14 protein-coding genes are annotated in these 18,037 nt (G+C 41.6%); 5 read left to right on the forward strand and 9 right to left on the reverse strand.

From position 1 onward, the window contains the following. Positions 1-103: 103 nt before the first annotated feature. The 4 genes from AC0L4E_RS00250 to AC0L4E_RS00265 form a co-directional block, all read right to left on the reverse strand. The gene (locus AC0L4E_RS00250) at positions 104-715 is read right to left on the reverse strand and encodes a hypothetical protein (protein ID WP_473677498.1); all 612 of its coding nucleotides are present in this window, start codon (positions 713-715) and stop codon (positions 104-106) included. A 79-nt stretch (positions 716-794) separates the two neighbouring features. Continuing rightward, on the reverse strand, positions 795-1,490 hold the full coding sequence (locus AC0L4E_RS00255; RefSeq protein WP_473677499.1) for a HupE/UreJ family protein: 696 nt from the start codon (positions 1,488-1,490) through the stop codon (positions 795-797). Between the two features lie 147 nt (positions 1,491-1,637). Further along, entirely contained in the window at positions 1,638-2,060 is a 423-nt protein-coding gene (locus tag AC0L4E_RS00260) for a hypothetical protein (protein ID WP_473677500.1), read from the reverse strand. Between the two features lie 240 nt (positions 2,061-2,300). Then, complete coding sequence (locus AC0L4E_RS00265) at positions 2,301-3,245, reverse strand: LysR family transcriptional regulator (RefSeq protein ID WP_473677501.1); 945 nt, start codon at positions 3,243-3,245, stop codon at positions 2,301-2,303. A 230-nt stretch (positions 3,246-3,475) separates the two neighbouring features. Between AC0L4E_RS00265 and AC0L4E_RS00270 the strand changes: the two genes are divergently transcribed. The 4 genes from AC0L4E_RS00270 (at position 3,476) to AC0L4E_RS00285 (ending at position 9,244) form a co-directional block, all read left to right on the forward strand. Then, positions 3,476-4,558 carry an efflux RND transporter periplasmic adaptor subunit gene (locus tag AC0L4E_RS00270; RefSeq protein ID WP_473677502.1) on the forward strand — a complete coding sequence of 361 codons (1,083 nt, stop codon included), beginning with the start codon at positions 3,476-3,478 and terminating at the stop codon, positions 4,556-4,558. A gap of 3 nt (positions 4,559-4,561) precedes the next feature. Then, a complete protein-coding gene (locus AC0L4E_RS00275; protein WP_473677503.1) occupies positions 4,562-7,654 on the forward strand; it encodes an efflux RND transporter permease subunit in 3,093 nt (1,030 codons plus the stop codon). 258 nt (positions 7,655-7,912) lie between these two features. Then, the gene (locus AC0L4E_RS00280; RefSeq protein ID WP_473677504.1) at positions 7,913-8,509 is read left to right on the forward strand and encodes a TetR/AcrR family transcriptional regulator; all 597 of its coding nucleotides are present in this window, start codon (positions 7,913-7,915) and stop codon (positions 8,507-8,509) included. A gap of 45 nt (positions 8,510-8,554) precedes the next feature. After that, entirely contained in the window at positions 8,555-9,244 is a 690-nt protein-coding gene (locus tag AC0L4E_RS00285; RefSeq protein WP_473677505.1) for a haloacid dehalogenase type II, read from the forward strand. Positions 9,245-9,363: 119 nt separating this feature from the next. On the opposite strand, the gene AC0L4E_RS00290 is transcribed toward AC0L4E_RS00285, so the two are convergent. The 3 genes from AC0L4E_RS00290 to AC0L4E_RS00300 all read right to left on the reverse strand — a co-directional run bounded on the left by AC0L4E_RS00290 (position 9,364) and on the right by AC0L4E_RS00300 (position 11,824). After that, a complete protein-coding gene (locus AC0L4E_RS00290) occupies positions 9,364-10,344 on the reverse strand; it encodes a sensor domain-containing diguanylate cyclase (protein WP_473677506.1) in 981 nt (326 codons plus the stop codon). A gap of 185 nt (positions 10,345-10,529) precedes the next feature. Further along, on the reverse strand, positions 10,530-11,183 hold the full coding sequence (locus AC0L4E_RS00295; protein WP_473677507.1) for a DsbA family oxidoreductase: 654 nt from the start codon (positions 11,181-11,183) through the stop codon (positions 10,530-10,532). 86 nt (positions 11,184-11,269) lie between these two features. Continuing rightward, positions 11,270-11,824 carry a carboxymuconolactone decarboxylase family protein gene (locus tag AC0L4E_RS00300; protein ID WP_473677508.1) on the reverse strand — a complete coding sequence of 185 codons (555 nt, stop codon included), beginning with the start codon at positions 11,822-11,824 and terminating at the stop codon, positions 11,270-11,272. Positions 11,825-12,168: 344 nt separating this feature from the next. Between AC0L4E_RS00300 and AC0L4E_RS00305 the strand changes: the two genes are divergently transcribed. Further along, positions 12,169-13,116 carry a LysR family transcriptional regulator gene (locus AC0L4E_RS00305; protein ID WP_473677509.1) on the forward strand — a complete coding sequence of 316 codons (948 nt, stop codon included), beginning with the start codon at positions 12,169-12,171 and terminating at the stop codon, positions 13,114-13,116. An 80-nt stretch (positions 13,117-13,196) separates the two neighbouring features. Here the strand turns inward: AC0L4E_RS00305 and AC0L4E_RS00310 are convergent, their stop codons facing one another. Further along, positions 13,197-15,656 carry an alpha/beta hydrolase family protein gene (locus AC0L4E_RS00310; protein ID WP_473677510.1) on the reverse strand — a complete coding sequence of 820 codons (2,460 nt, stop codon included), beginning with the start codon at positions 15,654-15,656 and terminating at the stop codon, positions 13,197-13,199. 203 nt (positions 15,657-15,859) lie between these two features. Next, positions 15,860-17,935 (reverse strand): winged helix-turn-helix domain-containing protein, encoded by a 2,076-nt coding sequence (locus tag AC0L4E_RS00315; RefSeq protein ID WP_473677511.1) that lies wholly within the window; start codon positions 17,933-17,935, stop codon positions 15,860-15,862. Positions 17,936-18,037 lie beyond the last annotated feature (102 nt).

Here is an 18,037-nt window from a genome sequence, read left to right on the forward strand (position 1 = left end):
TAGAAACATTTAACTGAAGCGATAAATAAAGCCCTGCTTAGTAATAAGCAGGGCTTTTTATTGTCACTAAATCGACCTTATTTATAGGTGAAATGTTTTCAAATTAACCCTTAATTTTATAGGTGCCTTTAGTGGTTAAGGTCACGGTTACTGGGCTGCTGGTGTTATTTTTCCAGTACCAACCATGGTTCCCCGCAAATGGGGTGACTAATGAGCCATTCATTTGGTTCGACGTCGTAATCGCATAGCTTTCGTAATAGCCTGTGGTGTCACCTTGTGGCTCACCATGGAAGTCAAAAAATAATGCGGTGCCATCGGTTTTCCACTCATATTCAAAGTGACCATGTTGATTTAATAACAGTTTATATTCCAAGCCTCTATTCGCTGGAATGATAATGTCGATGACATCAGCACGAGTGCCAGCTTCGATGCGAGCTTGTTTAATCTCGTTTACGGTTGGCGCATCAATAATCACTAATTTTTCAATGCTTCTACTTTGAGTCATCGCGGATGCATTACCGTCTTTATTGTTGGCTGCTTGAGCTATTTTAGTTAGCCCCATTGCGCTACCTAATCCGGTAGGATCGATATTGTATTCGGCAGGTAATATGGCGATAACTAGCACGACGGCGCCAACTAAGGTTGCTATAACACTGGCTTTGATAAGTGTGCTTGTTGACTGCACAGGTGCGTCATTAGTTTGATATTGTGACATGGTAAGATCCTGTATTCATTTACTTTTATTTGGCTTACTAACAGCACTTCATTAATGGGCTGTTTGCGAATATTAATGGTTAGCTAATGAAGTAGCCTGTTAATTGAAATCCTACTAACATCACGCCGCCACTCATTAATAGAGTGTTAGTTGCGACTGAAAACTGCATAAAACTCGGACTTCGGCGCCAAAAGCTAAAGGCGATTAGTACAACTGCAAGCGCCATAAACTGACCGATCTCAACACCGATATTAAAGGCGATGATATTGGCCATTAGCCCATCTTGAGGAAGATTGAATTCTTGAATCTTTGTGGCTAATCCAAAGCCATGAAACAAGCCAAAAACCAGAACGGCAAGCTTAGTATTAGGCTGAAATCCAAATATCCGCTTAAAGCCGCCTAAGTTATCAAAGCCTTTATAAATAATAGAAAAACCAATAATGGCATCGATTAAGTACGCATTGATATTAATGTCGTTAAATACTCCCCACAGCAAAGTAACACTGTGCCCTAGGGTAAATAAGCTGACATAAAGCAGAACGTCTTTGGTTCTGAACAGGAAAAAAATCACCCCAACAAGAAACAGTAAATGGTCGTATCCCGTGACCATGTGTTTGGCACCGATATACATAAAAGGCAGTATCGATATGCCTTGGTTTTGGGTTAAAAACTGTTGAGTGGTTTCATCCACTCCGTGGGCATAAATTGAAAATGAGGTCATGACACCTAAAAATAACAGCATCATTTTTAGGGCATTGGCCAAGTGCTGGCGCATTATATTTACTCCAATAAATCGCTTGGTACGAAACACCATAGTTTGGATTAATCATCCAACAATAACGTCATACAGGTTTTTTGAGTGCAGCATGACGTCGAGAAGTCGACATTAACTGACTCGCAGGTTTTAAATTAAACAGCGATGTTATTGGTGTGGGGGAGGGATAGGTGGTGCGTACTCTAAGGTTAAATAGGCAATATCATTATCATTGATAGTACTGGTATGAGTAAATTCAGCGATAAATAAAGACTCTACTGGAGGATGCGCAGCTGAATGAGAGTGGCCGCTGTGTTCGTGATCAGCTAAACCATTATTCATTTCAGCTGAGACGATATTAGATTCGATAATATCTTGTTGAGTTTCAGTGGCGTTAAAGCTCAACTCACTTTGATGTGCATGTTGGTGGACAGAGTGATTGTCTGATGCATGGTTCTCTAATTGATGAAAATGATGATGGTTTACTTGGCTACCAGAAGGGTGTTCGCCATGGGGATATTGAACCGAAAATGCGGCGCTTATGCTTGTAAACTGACACAGCAACACCAATAACACGATAAACCATGTCATGGATGATTGTGGCTTAGCAGCACAGGGCTGGCTAAGTGATAATTGTTTGAATATCAGTGTCTTTTCTCGTTAATTTTTAAATCCAAAGCCTTTTATTTTCAAACTTAACTTATGAGCTTTACCAGTATCAAGCTGAATCTTGACTGATTAAATCAGATTTAGTCAAACACTACCAGGCCAAACTTACTTTGTGTTTGTTGCAACCTTAACCCCAAAAAGGCGGTTACTATGGCTTGTGATTTAAATTAACGGCTTAATTGGCCCGCGTACATTAATCTCTTGATTACAGGTGCCTGTGATTGAGCAATTTTCTAATTCAACTAGCATATGATCAATAAAGCGTTGGCACGCAAGGCTGATGTAGCGTCGTGATGGATAGACTAAAAAGCATTTCCCTTCATAAGGTTCGATGTCTTTAAACAGCATGACCAATTCGCCAGAATCCACATATTCTTGGCAAAATGGCAATGGCATCATTGAAATCCCACGCCCTGCCAAAGTGGCCTCTAAGCACACTGAAAGGTTATTAACACATAAATTTCCTTTGACCGATAAGGTTCTGTCTTGCCCAAAAGGTACCTCGTTAAAAATTCGTCCATTTGGGTAACGGAATAAAATAGAATTATATTCGCTAATATCTTCAGGCTCTTCTGGGCTCCCCGCCTTTTTTAAATATTCAGGACTCGCAAAAAGGTGCACTGTTTCACTGAATATATGCCGAGCCACCATTTCATTTTCGTTAAATGAGTCTTCCAGCATAAATGCCAAATCAATGTTATTACGGATCATATCCTGAGGTTCGGCGCTGACAATAAACTCCACCGTGATAGATGGATTGAGATCCATAAATTTGAAGATCCCTTGAGTAATTTGCAAAAGCTCGGGAATAGGGAAAATAAGAATACGCAAATGGCCATTTACTTCGGACTTAGCATCAGTGAGTTCTGAAACCGTCTCCTCAAGTTTAGACATCATCGAAGTGGTTTTATCGTAAAAATGGCTGCCAGATGCCGTGAGTGTCATCGAACGACTTTGGCGGTGAAACAACTTCACATTAAGCTCATCTTCTAACGCTTGTAAACGGCGACTTAAAGTGGATTTTGGTAAGTTTAGAATGTCCGCAGCCTCAACGAGACTGCCTGTTTCAACGATTCTGTGGAATAAGGATATATCTTCAGTTTTCATGCAAATGACTCTTTAAAATTGAATATAACTTGCGCTTAAATTTAACAAGTTATGCTGACCTATTATCACTATGCTCACAGCAGAAAGTATATAGCAAGCAAATATGGTTGCAATAAATGGAACCTTTAGTTCCGAATCATTCCGTTTTATAAAATTACTTTCACTGGTATCTTTGCGCACTGTTTACATCGAAGTTACAAATTATTTGTTCCAGCACGGAAAACTCACCAATGAAATATTTACTACTGCCATTTTCACTTTTGCTTTTCATTCTTATGACCTCAGGTTGTACAACTGAGTCAGCAGAAGTGGCACCAGCGACAATTCGGCCAGTTAAACTATTAACTGTTACTGACATGAGTGCAGATGCTCTACGTGTTTTTCCAGCTAAAGTCGCAGCGACTAAACAAGCTAATTTGGCTTTTCGCGTATCAGGCCATTTAGTTGAACTTTCATTATTTGAAGGTCAACAAGTGAAAAAGGGTGCTGTACTTGCGCGTCTTGATGATCGTGATGCACGTAATACCTTGTTAAACCGCGAAGCTGATCATGAGCTTGCGGCGGCAGACTTTAAACGAAAAGGTGAGTTATTGCGCCGTGAGTTAATTTCAGCGGCGGAATATGATTTATCAAAAGCGCAGCTTAAGTCAGCAGAAGCCAATCTTGCGAATGCGCAAGACCAATTAAGCTACACGGTTTTGAAAGCGCCATATACAGGCACAATTGCCAAGATTGATATGGATAACTTTCAAATGGTACAAGCTAATCAAGCTATTCTAGTGCTGCAAAAAGACAGCAATATCGATGTGGTTATCCAAGTGCCTGAGTCGTTAACTCATCGCGTCACCCAATTTAACCCGCAAACCAATGTGATACCTGTAGTCCATTTTGCTAACAATCCTGACAAAGCCTACCCAGTGAGCTTGAAAGAACATGCAACTCAAGTAACCCAAGGCACCCAAAGTTACGAAGTGGTATTTACCTTACCGCGTCCACAATCTATGACAGTGTTGCCAGGCATGAGCGCTGAAGTGAGCTTAGACTTGTCTTCACCTGAAAAAAACCATATCACGGCGATTGTTCCTGCTAGCGCGGTACTGAAACGTGATGTGGATGGTGAGCATGTCATTTGGGCTTATAGCGAGGACACTGGCAGGGTCAAGCAGCACCTTGTAACCATAGGTAATGTGACGACCAATGGCATCGAGATTATTAAAGGCATCAATATTGGCGATCAAGTGGTGGTTGCTGGAGTGCAGTATCTGTCTGAAGACCTTGCTGTTAAGCCGTTACGCTGGCAACGAGGTGTTTAAACGATGAATTTTGCAGAGTATTCGATCACTCATAAAGTGATCAGCTGGATGTTTGCGTTACTGTTGCTAGTGGGCGGTACCTTTTCATTTTTTAACTTAGGCCAATTGGAATTTCCAGAGTTCACCCTTAAAAATGCCTTAGTAGTAACGGCATACCCTGGTGCATCACCTGAACAAGTGGAAGAAGAGGTCACTTTACCCCTTGAAGATGCTCTACAGCAACTTGATGGTATTAAGCATATTGTTTCGATTAACAGTGCGGGTTTATCGCAAATCGAAATTGAGATTAAAGAGCATTACGACGCCGCGGCATTACCACAAGTATGGGATGAAGTACGTCGTAAAGTGAATGACAAAGTTGCCGAATTGCCACCTGGTGCTTATACGCCAACAGTGATCGATGACTTTGGTGACGTTTACGGCATTTTGCTCAATGTCAGTGGTGAAGGTTATAGCAGTCGTGAACTGCAAAACTACGCTGACTTTTTACGACGCGAGTTGGTATTAGTTGATGGGATTAAAAAAGTCACCATCGCAGGTACGGTGAGTGAGCAAGTTGTGGTTGAAATCTCACAGCAAAAACTCAATGCGTTAGGGCTTGATCAGGATTACATCTATAGCTTAATCAGCAGCCAAAATGTGGTCTCAAATGCCGGCAGTATCCGCGTTGGCGATAACCGAATTCGAATTCACCCAACAGGTGAGTTTGATAACGTTGCTGAAATGAAGCGCTTGATGATCAGTCCACCTGGTAGCGCCAAACTGATTTATCTAGGTGACATTGCCAGCGTATATAAGGACGTAGAAGAAACGCCGACTAACATCTATCACGCCAATGGTAAGAATGCGTTATCGATTGGTATTTCATTTTCTGGTGGCGTCAATGTTGTCACAGTTGGTGAAGCTGTCAATGTGCGCATGGCTGAATTAAACAGTGAACTTCCACTGGGGATGATGCTTGAAACTGTTTACGACCAAAGCAAGATGGTCGATCAAACCGTAAAAGGCTTTCTGGTCAGCTTGGCTCAATCTATAGCTATCGTAATTGGTGTACTGCTGATATTTATGGGCGTTCGCTCAGGCATATTAATTGGTGCAGTGCTGCTGCTGACCATTTTAGGTACTTTTATCATGATGAAAGTACTCAATATTGAGCTGCAGTTGATATCGCTTGGGGCCTTAATTATTGCGCTCGGTATGCTGGTGGATAACGCCATCGTGGTGACCGAAGGGATCTTGATTGGTATTAAGCGCGGTAAAACTCGTCTTGAAACCGCTAAAGAAGTCGTGACTCAAACACAGTGGCCGTTATTAGGCGCAACCATTATTGCGATTATTGCCTTTGCACCAATTGGTTTATCCGATACCGCAACGGGTGAGTTTTGTGTGTCCTTGTTCCAAGTGTTATTGATCTCGCTATTTATTAGCTGGATTACCGCAATGACGTTAACGCCATTCTTCTGCAACATGATGTTTAAAGATGGCGAAGTCAGTGCAGATGACAGTGATGATGACCCCTACAAAGGTTGGTTATTTCAGCTATATCGCAACACGTTAAGCTTTGCCATGCGTTTTCGTGCATTAACCATGATATTGATTGTGGCAGCATTAGTAACATCGTTATACGGTTTTGGTAGCGTGAAAAATGTGTTCTTCCCTGCATCAAACACACCGATATTTTTTGTGGATGTATGGATGCCAGAAGGGACTGATGTTAAAGCAACTGAAGAGTTTTTGCATAAAATTGAGCAAAACTTACTAGCAGAACAAGCTGAAAAAGACGTTGGCTTAGTGAACCTGACAACGGTATTAGGTCAAGGTGCACAGCGCTTTGTATTACCTTACGTGCCAGAAAAAGGCTATAGCGCTTACGGTCAGTTATTACTTGAAATGACCGACTTAAGCACAGTAAACAGCTATATGCGGATTCTTGAGAAAGAGCTGAGTCAGCGCTTCCCTGAAGCTGAGTATCGTTTCAAATATATGGAAAATGGTCCAACGCCAGCAGCTAAAATTGAAGCACGTTTTTATGGTGAAGACCCTAAAGTGCTGCGAGAGTTAGCTGTGCAAGCAGAAGCTATTTTCAATGCTGAACCTACAGCGGTTGGTGTGAGACATAATTGGCGAAATCAAGTACCGATGATCCGCCCACAATTGGCATTAGCCCAAGCGAGAGAAACAGGGATCAGTAAAACTGATTTAGATGATGCACTGCTGACGAATTTTAGTGGTAAGCAAGTGGGTATTTACCGTGAAAATAGTCATCTTTTACCGATAATTGCCCGTGCACCAGCCAGTGAACGTTTAGATGCGGAAAGTATTTGGAAACTGCAAGTTTGGAGTAGTGAGAACAACACCTTTGTACCGGCAACACAGGTTGTGTCAGGTTTTGATACTGAGTGGGAAGACCCGCTGATTATGCGCCGTGACCGTAAGCGTGTGCTATCGGTACTCGCAGATCCTGAAAATGGTACCGACGAAACTGCAGATTCCGTATTACGTAAAGTGCGCCCAGCAATTGAAGCTATTGTTTTACCAGATGGCTATGAGTTTGAATGGGGCGGCGAATATGAGCTTGCCACTGAGGCGCAGGTGTCAGTGTTTAGCTCATTACCTATGGGTTATTTAGCGATGTTTTTAATTACGGTATTACTGTTTAACTCAGTTAGGCAACCATTAGTGATTTGGTTTACCGTACCGTTAGCTCTGATTGGCATAGTGTCTGGCTTGTTGTTATTCGATGCTCCCTTTAGCTTTATGGCATTGCTTGGCTTGTTAAGTTTAACTGGGATGATCATCAAAAACGGCATTGTGCTGGTGGATCAAATTAATATTGAACTAGGTCAGGGGAAAGACCCTTATCAAGCCGTGGTGGACTCATCGGTGAGCCGCGTGAGACCAGTATTAATGGCAGCGATTACCACCATGCTAGGTATGATCCCGTTATTAAGTGATGCCTTTTTTGGTTCGATGGCGATTACGATCATCTTTGGCCTTGGTGTTGCCTCGATGATGACGTTAATTGTATTGCCAGTGATGTATACCATTGCATTTCGTATTCCAGTTCAGAGTAAAACGACAGCAATTAATGCCTAACTTTAGTCTTAGTTTTAGCCCTAACTCTAGTCCTAGTTTTAGCTCTATTTTTAAGTGCTGGAATTGGGCTAGGAACTTTAGGGTGTAAACCAGATAGCTGATTAATCTCATCGAATAAACAGCCTAACTTGAACTTCAAGTTAGGCTTTTTTTATGACCCAAAAACTAGACTAACATGCTTGCTCAAACTATAATTGAACGAGTGCTCAATTTATGAGTCTGTATCCGTTTCAGTAAGATCAAAATATCGAGATAGTCATGAGTAAACCTGCCAAATTTAATCGCGAAGATACCATCGAAAAAGCTGCCAATTTGTATTGGGAGAAAGGCTTTCATGCGACCTCAATGCGGAATCTGCAGGAAGTGATTGATATGCGTCCCGGTAGTATCTATGCAAGCTTTGGTAGTAAAGAAGGCTTATTTAAAGAGGCACTGCAGCATTATGCTAAGTCAGGTGTAGAGCAACTTAATATCTGTATTGAAAAGACAGACTCATCGTTAGCGGCATTAAAGTTATTTATTGAAGGTGCGGTGTGCAGCAAAACGACCAAAGCCCCAAGCGGGATGTGTATGCTGGTTAAAACGGTTGCAGAACTCACCGATGACAATGCAGATTTACTGGCTGAAGCGAAGCAGTCATTAGTGATGGTTGAAAGCGAGTTTGCTAAGTTATTGGCACAAGCGCAGCAAAATGGCGAACTAGATTCAAGTCAAACTCCACAAGCTTTGGCGCGCTTTTTACAAGTGCAGTTAATTGGTATTCGTACCTATGCCCATGCCAACAGCGATGACAATACTATTCAAGATTTTATTGAAGCCATATTCAGTAACCCGCCACTGGCAAAACGTCAGTAAAGTAGACCGCTTTAAATCTGTAAATTTTATCAGGGAGAGACGAAGATGACAGAAAAGCACGTAAGCTCAGACATAACATTAGCTTTTGATGTTTACGGCACCTTGATTAATACCCATGGGGTGCTGGCTGAATTGCAATCTATGCTAGGGGATAACGCCCAAGCATTTTCAAATCGTTGGCGTGAAAAGCAATTAGAGTATTCGTTTCGTCGTGGCTTGATGCAAAACTATGTGCCGTTTAGTGAGTGCACACGCCAAGCGTTGGAATATACCTGCCAATATTATCAAACTGATTTATCTGCCAAGCAAAAACAAAGCTTGATGGAGTGCTATAAAACCTTACCTGCCTTTGATGATGTAAAGCCCGCTTTAACCGCGCTTAAAGCTAAAGGTTATCACTTGTTTGCCTTTTCAAATGGCACGACTGAAGCGGTTAACACACTGCTTAAAACAGCCGGCATCGCTGACTTATTTGAAGGGGTAGTGAGCGCTGACGAGATAAAAATCTTTAAGCCAAACCCAGATATATACCGTTATTTTTTAACGCAATCTCATTCCTCTGCAAGTCATACTTGGCTGATTTCCAGTAATCCATTTGATGTGACAGGTGCAATAGCTACAGGGTTTAAAGCTGCATGGATTAAGCGAACTGAAGACGCTATATTCGACCCGTGGGAAATAGAGCCTACCGTGATTGTTGCTGATTTGCAGCTGCTTGATTCAGTACTTAACTAGTGTGTTAAATAGGTTCTAAGCTAACTCGTAAGCGAGCTTAGAACTAGGTTGTTATTAACGAGTAGTAACCGATAGTAAATAATAGTAAGTAACTGCAAGTGATTGAAGCGTCAATATAATTAAGCAACTCGATTTTTATTTTTAAGCATTTCTTTATCGGCTTTATCGAGTAAATCAATAAAATTGGCATGTAAATCGACTTCGACACTACCAATAGAGACTGAATATTCAGGTAAATGTTTCGCGCGTTTCGCGCAGCTGAAACCAACCTCTAAACGTTGCTTAAAGGCAACGAGATCGGACTCATGTTCTAACATAACCAGTGCGACAAATTCATCCCCACCAATACGACCTATTACATCACTTTGGCGCACTGTATTCTGTAATACTGTGCCAATGTGCTTAATCATATCGTCACCCGTTTTATGGCCATATTGGTCATTAATAAGCTTAAAGTTATCGACATCTAAGTAGCAAAGCCCCAACGTAGCTTGATTACGTTTGGCTAGCGCAATACGTTGCTGGCTCAAGGTTTCAAAGCCACGGCGATTATTAATGCCTGATAAAGGATCTGTAATCGCCAGTTGCTGCATTTGGCCGTATAAATCGATTAAGGCGAGATCAGATTCAAGAATGTCTTTTAATTGTTCAATAAGCTCTAAGTAACTGTCCTCATATTGTGTTTGCTTATAATCCATGACACAGAATGTTCCGAAAGGGTGTCCATCAGGCCAAAAAACGGGGACGCCCAAATAAGACGTAAAGCCATCGTTGTGGACTTCTGGGTTGGTATCCCAACAAGGGTCTATCGGGGCATTGGGCACATATAGCGGATTGCCAGTTTCAACGATACGGCGACAGAAAATATTGGCTTCGGGTTCTATGACAATACCAGCGGCATAAGGGTTACTATCTTGCTGACTTGAGATAGTGACTTGAAAACCATCATCGGGGGTAAATTGAACTAAAAAACCGGCTGGAGCATGAAATACCTTTGCAAGTAAGTTAACCGTTTTTTGCCATTTATCTAATGATATGAGCTCATTAGGGTTATCAAGAAGGAATGTTTTGGGATCAAATATTGGTTTTTTTTTATTCATTGATAAACCCATTATGCTTTTTCAATGAATTAATTATAGTTCAAGATTTCAGATGAGAGGTATTGCCAGTCAGCGTTAGAGTATGAGACAGGGATTTGAATATAAGCCGTGAGGCAAATCTATATAGCTTTTTGTCGCTCAATAGATTTGCAGAACACAGGTGCCATGTTGGATAAGGTGACAAGTTAGTTAGCTGACTCTTCAAGTAACTGAGTCAGTACCTGCTTATAAGACGCTACTGGGTGAGCCCCGTTTAACGCACTGGTGCGATTAAATACCACTGTCGGTACGGAAGAAATTCCCGCCGAAGTCCACTGAGCTTTTTCCATATTGATACGGTTTTTCACCTCAGGATTATCGAGTAAAGTCATTGCTTCAGGGGCATTGAGTCCAACACTGGTTATCTCATTAGCCAGCACTGCTCGGTCAGAAACATCTTTATGTTCAGTAAAGTAAGCAGAAAACAATCTTAGTTTCAGTTCAGTTTGCTTGTCGAATTGTTTAGCGTAGTCCAACAATACGTGGGCATCGAAAGTGTTGACGATGTGCATTTTGTCGCCGAAATTAAACTCAAAACCTAATTCTGCTCCACGAGCAGTAATATTGGCTCTAGCGTTATCACTGTCTTCTTTGCTAGACCCATATTTACGCGCAACGTGTTCGCGTAACTCTTCGCCTTGTGCAGGCATATCAGGATTAAGTTCGAAAGGTTGCCATTCAATTTCAATTTGGTCTTCAATACCCAGTTCTGTAATGGCTTGTTGTAAGCTTTTATAACCGACAATACACCATGGACAAACAACGTCTGAAACGATGTCGAGTTTGATCTTTTTAGACATGTTATACCTTGTCTTAATGAGTTTTTAACAAGAAAAGAGCCAACTAAATGAGTGGCTCAATTCAATCTTATAGAATAAAGGTTATGTTACTTGTTGTCTTGCCAAGCAAACTGTTCAAAAGGTTCATCAGTCGGTGTATGGGCAATGTGATTAACATAGTTACTGATCACTTTTTGCGATAAGCCTAAGATGATTTCAAGTAATTGCTGTTGGCCGTAACCTGCAGCAAAGAATGCTTCCATTTCGGCATCTGATAACAAGCCGCGCTTACGAACCATTAATAAAGTGGTGTCATGTAATGCCTGCAATTTTGCCGTTGGCATTGCTTCACGGTTTCTTAATGCTTCTGATAGAGCACCGTCAACCTTCATCATGCCAGCAATAGCGGTATGTGCTGGAACACAGTAAGTACATCCGTGTTCAACATTTATCGTCTGCCATACAACCGTTAACTCTTCTGCATTAAATGATGATTCAGAAAATAATTTGTGTAGTACTTGGTAAGCTTCAAATGTATTTGGAGATTCAGCGAGAACGCCATGTAAATTCGGGATCATGCCAAAAGCCTTATTAGACTGCTCTAACATTGCTTTACTTGCTGCAGGGACGGTTTCTAGGTTGTGAATCGTAAATTTGCTCATGTGTATCTCCGGAGAGTCATTAAAGTAGAAAATAAATTGGCAATAAGTATCGACTGTTCACATCGCTGATTGTTTAAACCACTGCTTGTTTAAATCAGCAGCTACTGTGTTAATTAGCGGTGTTGTCCGCTTGGTATGGACAAAATATAAATCTATTTGAACGTTCGTTCAAGTGCTATTTTGAACATTCGTTCAATTACTTTTTTAATTTATATTTAGGTTGTTGATTTTAAATATTATTTTTGTTGTAACTATTTCTGCCCATCACTTTGTAAAATCTATTACCTAATCACACTCAAATAAGTCATGATTAGTGATAAATCTGATTCTTTAACGGTATTTTCATGTCACTAACTAAACAATTAACGCTTTTTATGGATGTGGTTCAGCAAGGCTCGTTTACTAAAGCGGCCGCTTTGCATGACATGGATAACTCATTGTTGTCTAAGCAGATTAAAAAGCTTGAGACTGAACTGGGCGTGCAGTTATTAAATCGTTCAACTCGATCATTTTCACTAACGTCTGCTGGTGAAGAGATTTTAGAGCAGACGCAGAATTTAATGGACACTCTGACTCAAATTCAGAATATTGCAGACTCTTATCAATCAGAGCCCAAAGGCATTATCCGCATTTCATCTTCGATATATTTTGGTCAGCAGTATCTGCAGCCTGTTATCGCTAAATTTATGAAACAGTATCCGAATGTCAAAGTGACTATGTCTCTTGACGATAAACGCACCGACATTATCTCGGATCACTTCGATGTGGCATTTAGAGTGGGTAAGCTGACGGAGTCAAATTTGATTGCCAAGAAGGTTGCTAAGACTCATTTTGCGATTGTCGCTTCAGAAGAGTTTATTCAGCAGCATGGCAATCCGCAAACACCTGAAGAGCTGATTCAATTGCCCGCGGTTATTTACAGTAACGGTAATGTCAGCTTAGATCAGATGTGTTTGACTGAAGTGCCCCATGGCGAGCAGTACAAAATTTACAAAATGCGCGGTAATTATAAGTCCAGTGATGTGCGCTCGATTATTGATGCAATTAAATCTGGCCTAGGTTATAGCTTGATAGATTTGTTTAACTTGGAAGAGCCGATCGAGAAATCGAAACTCGTGCCACTATTAACTAATTATGGCCTGTCGACTATGGATACTGGCATTTATGCGGTGTACCCGCATCGTAAACAAACCTTGCTGGTGAGCGAGTTTATTAAGGCTGTGCAAGAGTATATTGGCACGCCGCCATTCTGGGTTGAGCATATACCTGACTATAAGCGGCTGTATCAATAATAGCAGCGATAAATGGAATCAAAAAAGCCCTGATATCTCAGGGCTTTTTTTCGTTAGGTTGGTTCTATTATGAGATCCGTTTACTTAACCTCAACTGCTTTGGTTTCTGGATAAAGCTTGTTCCACCATTGTGGTTCGTCTTTTAAATGTAAGTCGAACCATGCAAGGGTTGCATCCCACCAATCAAAACGTGCTTGGCGACCATTAATATGGTGGTCTTGGCCATTAAACTCTATTAGTTCAACTGGTTTATCGAGCATCTTTAACGCTGTATACATGTAATGACTTTCGCCTACAGGTACGTTGGTGTCAGCATTACCATGGAGTAATAACATTGGGGTGTTAATTTTGTCAGCGTTATATAGCGGGCTGTGCTCAACGTATAAATCACGGTTATTCCATGGGAAACTGCCTTTACTGGCGACGCCTGAGTAACCGTATCCCCACCAACCATGACCCCAATAAGCCGATAAATTACTGATCCCAGCATGTGCCATTGAAGCGGCAAAAATATCGGTCTTAGTGGCTAAATACATAGTCATGAAGCCGCCGTAAGAGGCGCCCATGTTACCCACACGTTTAGGGTCAACAAAGTTATGTGCTTTTAAGAAAGCTTGCGTACCTTCAATGATATCGTCCGCGCTGTAATCACCCCATGCGTTAACGTGACGGCCACTGAATGCTTGGCCGTAACCTGTAGCACCATTTGGCTGTAGCACATACACCACATAGCCTTTGGCTGCCCAAAGGTTGAATGGCCAACGACCCGTGAAGTTACGAGTGACAGGTGAAGTGCCGCCGTAATAGTAAACTAATGCTGGATATTGTTTATTGGCATCAAAATCAACAGGTAGATAAACGCGGCCATCGATGTTGTGGCCGTGCTTGTTGGTAAAGTCAAAATCTTGAATATCACCGATGCGAGTATCAGCGTAGCTTGCTGTTTGGCTATCAAATAGCAGTGACTTTTTACCAGACTTCATAAAGTAGGCTTTTTGCGGCACGGTGGCTGAAGTGCCAGCGTAAGCAATGACAGGTTTTGATAAGTCGCTGGCAACACTAAAGCGGTTAACCATATCCATGCCTGTGCTGAGTTTTTTATAACTCTTACGGCTTAAATCGAATAAATAAAGCTGTCCTCTATCGCCTTCACCCACACGTAATATCAAATCATCATTACTGAGTTTCGCTGCGCCGCCAATGGCTGGGTCGAAGTCTTTGCTGAGTGCAGTGACTTCGCCTTTATTACTGCGCCAGTACAATTGTCCGTCATAGTTATTAACGACCACTTCAGGGTCTTGTACCCCTAAGCCATCCATAAAGTCTGGACCTGCCATGATGTACATACCATCGTCGGTGTAAGTGGCATTATTGAAGGTGCGGTATTCGCCAATCAGGTTTTCAGTAAGATCATTAACATTAACTTCAACCAGCTGAGTTAAGCCGTGAGCTGGCTTTTTATAATCAACAGGTGAGCGGGTCAGAAGCAATTTATTGTCATCTTGATTGCTATCAAGCAAGTTACTGCTGAGCTTGCCATCAGTTAGCTGTCGGATAAATCCTGAGGCAGTATCAAGCAAGTATATTTGGCTGTTGTTACGCCAGTAACTCCATCTATCTTGTAACGCTTGAAAGCGTTTATTAGTGGCTTTTTCGTCTGCTTTAAACGGTTTTTCCCAGTTAAATAGTAAGTTGTCACCATACCAATGCAGGCCTGAAACGTTTTCCATTTGGGTGGCTGCGACAGTAATATTGATATCTGACACTGTTAATAGCTGAACTTGTTTATCAGCAACAAAAGCTAACTGCTTACTGTCACTTGACCAAGCAGCGCTTGCTGGTGCGCTATCTTGCCAACGATAAAGTACGTCTTTATCTGATGTGCTAATGAGCTCGGTAACGCTAACAGGCTTGTTATCGTTGTTGGCTGGGTAATGGCTTTTGGTTTGCAGTAAGTATTTACCGTTTGGTGATAAATTCAGGTTGGTAACGACTTCTGAGTCAAATAGCTGCTTAGCTGAAACGCGGTGGGTTTTAGTCGCAGTAAAGCTTGGGGTATCAATATCTGACTTACCTTGCCAATCAATGCTGAAATCGGCTTCATCAGCACTGCCATCGGCAAGGATCATTAATTGATAGTCACCACTTTGCAAAGCCAGTTCTGCTTCAGCTGACGCTTCAAGTAATACACCGTTAAGGTAAATTTGCGGCTTATTAAGCCCAGTAACTGTCAGTGTGCCTTGAGTATAGCGCTCAGCACTTAATTGAATTTTATAACCAACCCAACCGTTTTCTGATGTGGTTTTGGCTGCTTTCCATTGGTAGCTTTTACCAAAGATATCAATTTCATTATGGCTCGATAATGCAGTGGCAAGGTTAGCCCTTAGAGCATCACTGTGGCTGCCAGCTGATAATGATTGTGAGGTTGAAATGGCGACGGGGCCAAATTGTTGAATATGACTATTGTCGATTTCAGCGCTATGGCTAAATCCCGAAAAGGCCAAAGCGATACTGGCGCAAACCAGAGACAGTGCTTTCATGGGGCATCCTTGTTGTTATTAATTCTGTGCTTGAATTTAAACCCAATTTTAGCCCTACAGTGTGTCAAATCTTGTGTAGTTATGCACCTGATTTTATGGCTTGAATTGATAGGATTTGCAAAGGAATGTGTCAACACAGCTTGACTGATGTCATTGGCATTAATGATGATTTTTAATGGGCTATTAAGCCCATTATTCATGTTTTACTGAAGTGGAATACGGTAAATATCTGCATCATTAATGCCCTGCATACTGACAATTAAGCTGTCTTGTTTACCTGATGCAATACTTCGTTCGTTACGAACACTCATGGCTGGTAGCTTAAAGGCGGTGGTTACTATGCCTTGTGAGTCGAGTTTTTTAATGTGATCATTTTCATCACTGCGCTCGATGTAATATAAGGCGTTATTTTGGTAGAAAAAGCTGCCCCAATCTTTTGCTCGCAGGCTGTTGTTCACTTTGTCGTGCTGATTCGTTTGTCGGTTCCAGTGATAGATCCCCGATACATTATCTAAGGTGTAATAAAGTCCATTATTATCACCTTCAATGGCGTATTTGATGTTTTGTTGCAGTAATAACTCAACTTTATTGGTGGCTAAATTGTAATTGTATAACCCCCAATCTCCGTCAACAAAGGACGAGTAATAGACGCTGTTGCCATCGATAGAAAATGAAGCATAACGAACATTGCCTTTGACTGGCTCAATTTTAGCTAAGGATTTGTTTTGGGTGTCGCCCAAATATAACTCATTATATTCAAGCCCTTTGGTTCTGATAGGCGCGACATATAACGAATTAACTGGCGAAGGCGCGGGAATGGTGACCATGCCGATATTATCGGTGAGCATGATATTGTCATTTTGCTGCTTCAGCCATAGCTCCCAATCACCTGAGCGGTTTGATAGAAACAGCAGCTCATCAGTGGCAGGCAAGTATTGACCGTATAAGTCTCGAGATGAAGAGATAAGTTGCCTGATAATACTACCATCTACCAGCGAGCGATGAGTAATGTGTTCCTGTGAGATATGGCGGGCATAATACAGGCTATTGCTTGCTTCACTTACTGTAATGCTACTGATGGTTTCATCTTGGTGAAAGCTCGTTAACGCTTGTGTTTCAACATTATATTGTTGGATGACGAAATCTGCTTCTCTGAGCGCGGTAAAATAAAGTTGATTACTGCTGTGCTCCCAATCTAAGCCGATGACCAAGGTCTCGTCACTAATAATGGTGGTTTCGCTGTTATCTGCGAGTGAGTAGAGTAGAATTTTTGCAATCATATTCTCTTGAGATCGCATCACGGCCAATTGCGCAGCATCTGCTGACCACGTCATCATTAAGTCATGCTCGCCTAAGGCTGGTGATGTTAAAGCTTGCACTTCATTACGATTAAAATGATACAGGTGAATAACAGAGCGATCATCAATGGCCTTTGAATACGCTAAAGCGCTGCCATCTGGTGACCATTCAAGGCTATGTAAATATCCTTTACTGACACACCCTGAGTCGAGCTGTTTGTCTTGATTGCTGATTAAATCTCTTACATGGACAAAGCACTGGTTATCGCTGGTGGTTCGAAGGTAGGCGAGTGATTGCCCGTCGGGAGACCAGCTTGGCACAGCTTCAGTATCATGACTCATTGATATCTGTCGTAACGGTGCAGACTCATCTTGTAAATCTTTGATATACAAATGTCCTTTAGCACCTTCTTTGCGCCATTGAAAAGCCATCAATCGACCGTCAGGCGAAATAACCGGCCGCTCTTCAACACCTTCAAAGTTAGTAATTCTTTCAGGTGTGACACTGACTCTTGTTGGTGGGGTGGTTAATTCAGTCGCTTTTTGGCTGATAAAAAAGCCTAAACAACTTATAAATAGCACTGTAAGCGCGATAAAAGCGGGCTTTTTATGGTCACTCTTTTGTTGGCTTTTAATGGTTACTGGCGTGATAGGAGTTGGAGAGATAAGTAATTGGTAACCGACTTTAGTGACGGTTTTAAAGTAGTCTTCAGGCTGCTCACCGAGTTCAGAAAATGATTTTCTTAGTTGCCATATCGCGTTGCCTGTTCCTCGTTTCCCAACCTCGACATTACCCTGCCAAACTTGTTCGATGGCTTGTTCTTTAGTCACGGTTTGGGCGGGATGTAAGATCAACAATTTTAAAAATTCGAACACTTTTGCAGGTAAAGCAACTGTGTTGTCTTGCGCTGTAATGGTCATGTCATAGCAATTAATGACACATTGCCCGAGTTGATATCGTTGATGAGGAAGTGAAATCATTGCAGCAGAATAAACTCCTGAGTTTTGTTTTTATTATTATATTTTCAGTTGAATATAGCGTGTGTTGTAGTTTAAACCTGTGAAATATCGGACTAATGCATT

The organism is Shewanella sp. GJ50-10 (assembly GCF_055808815.1).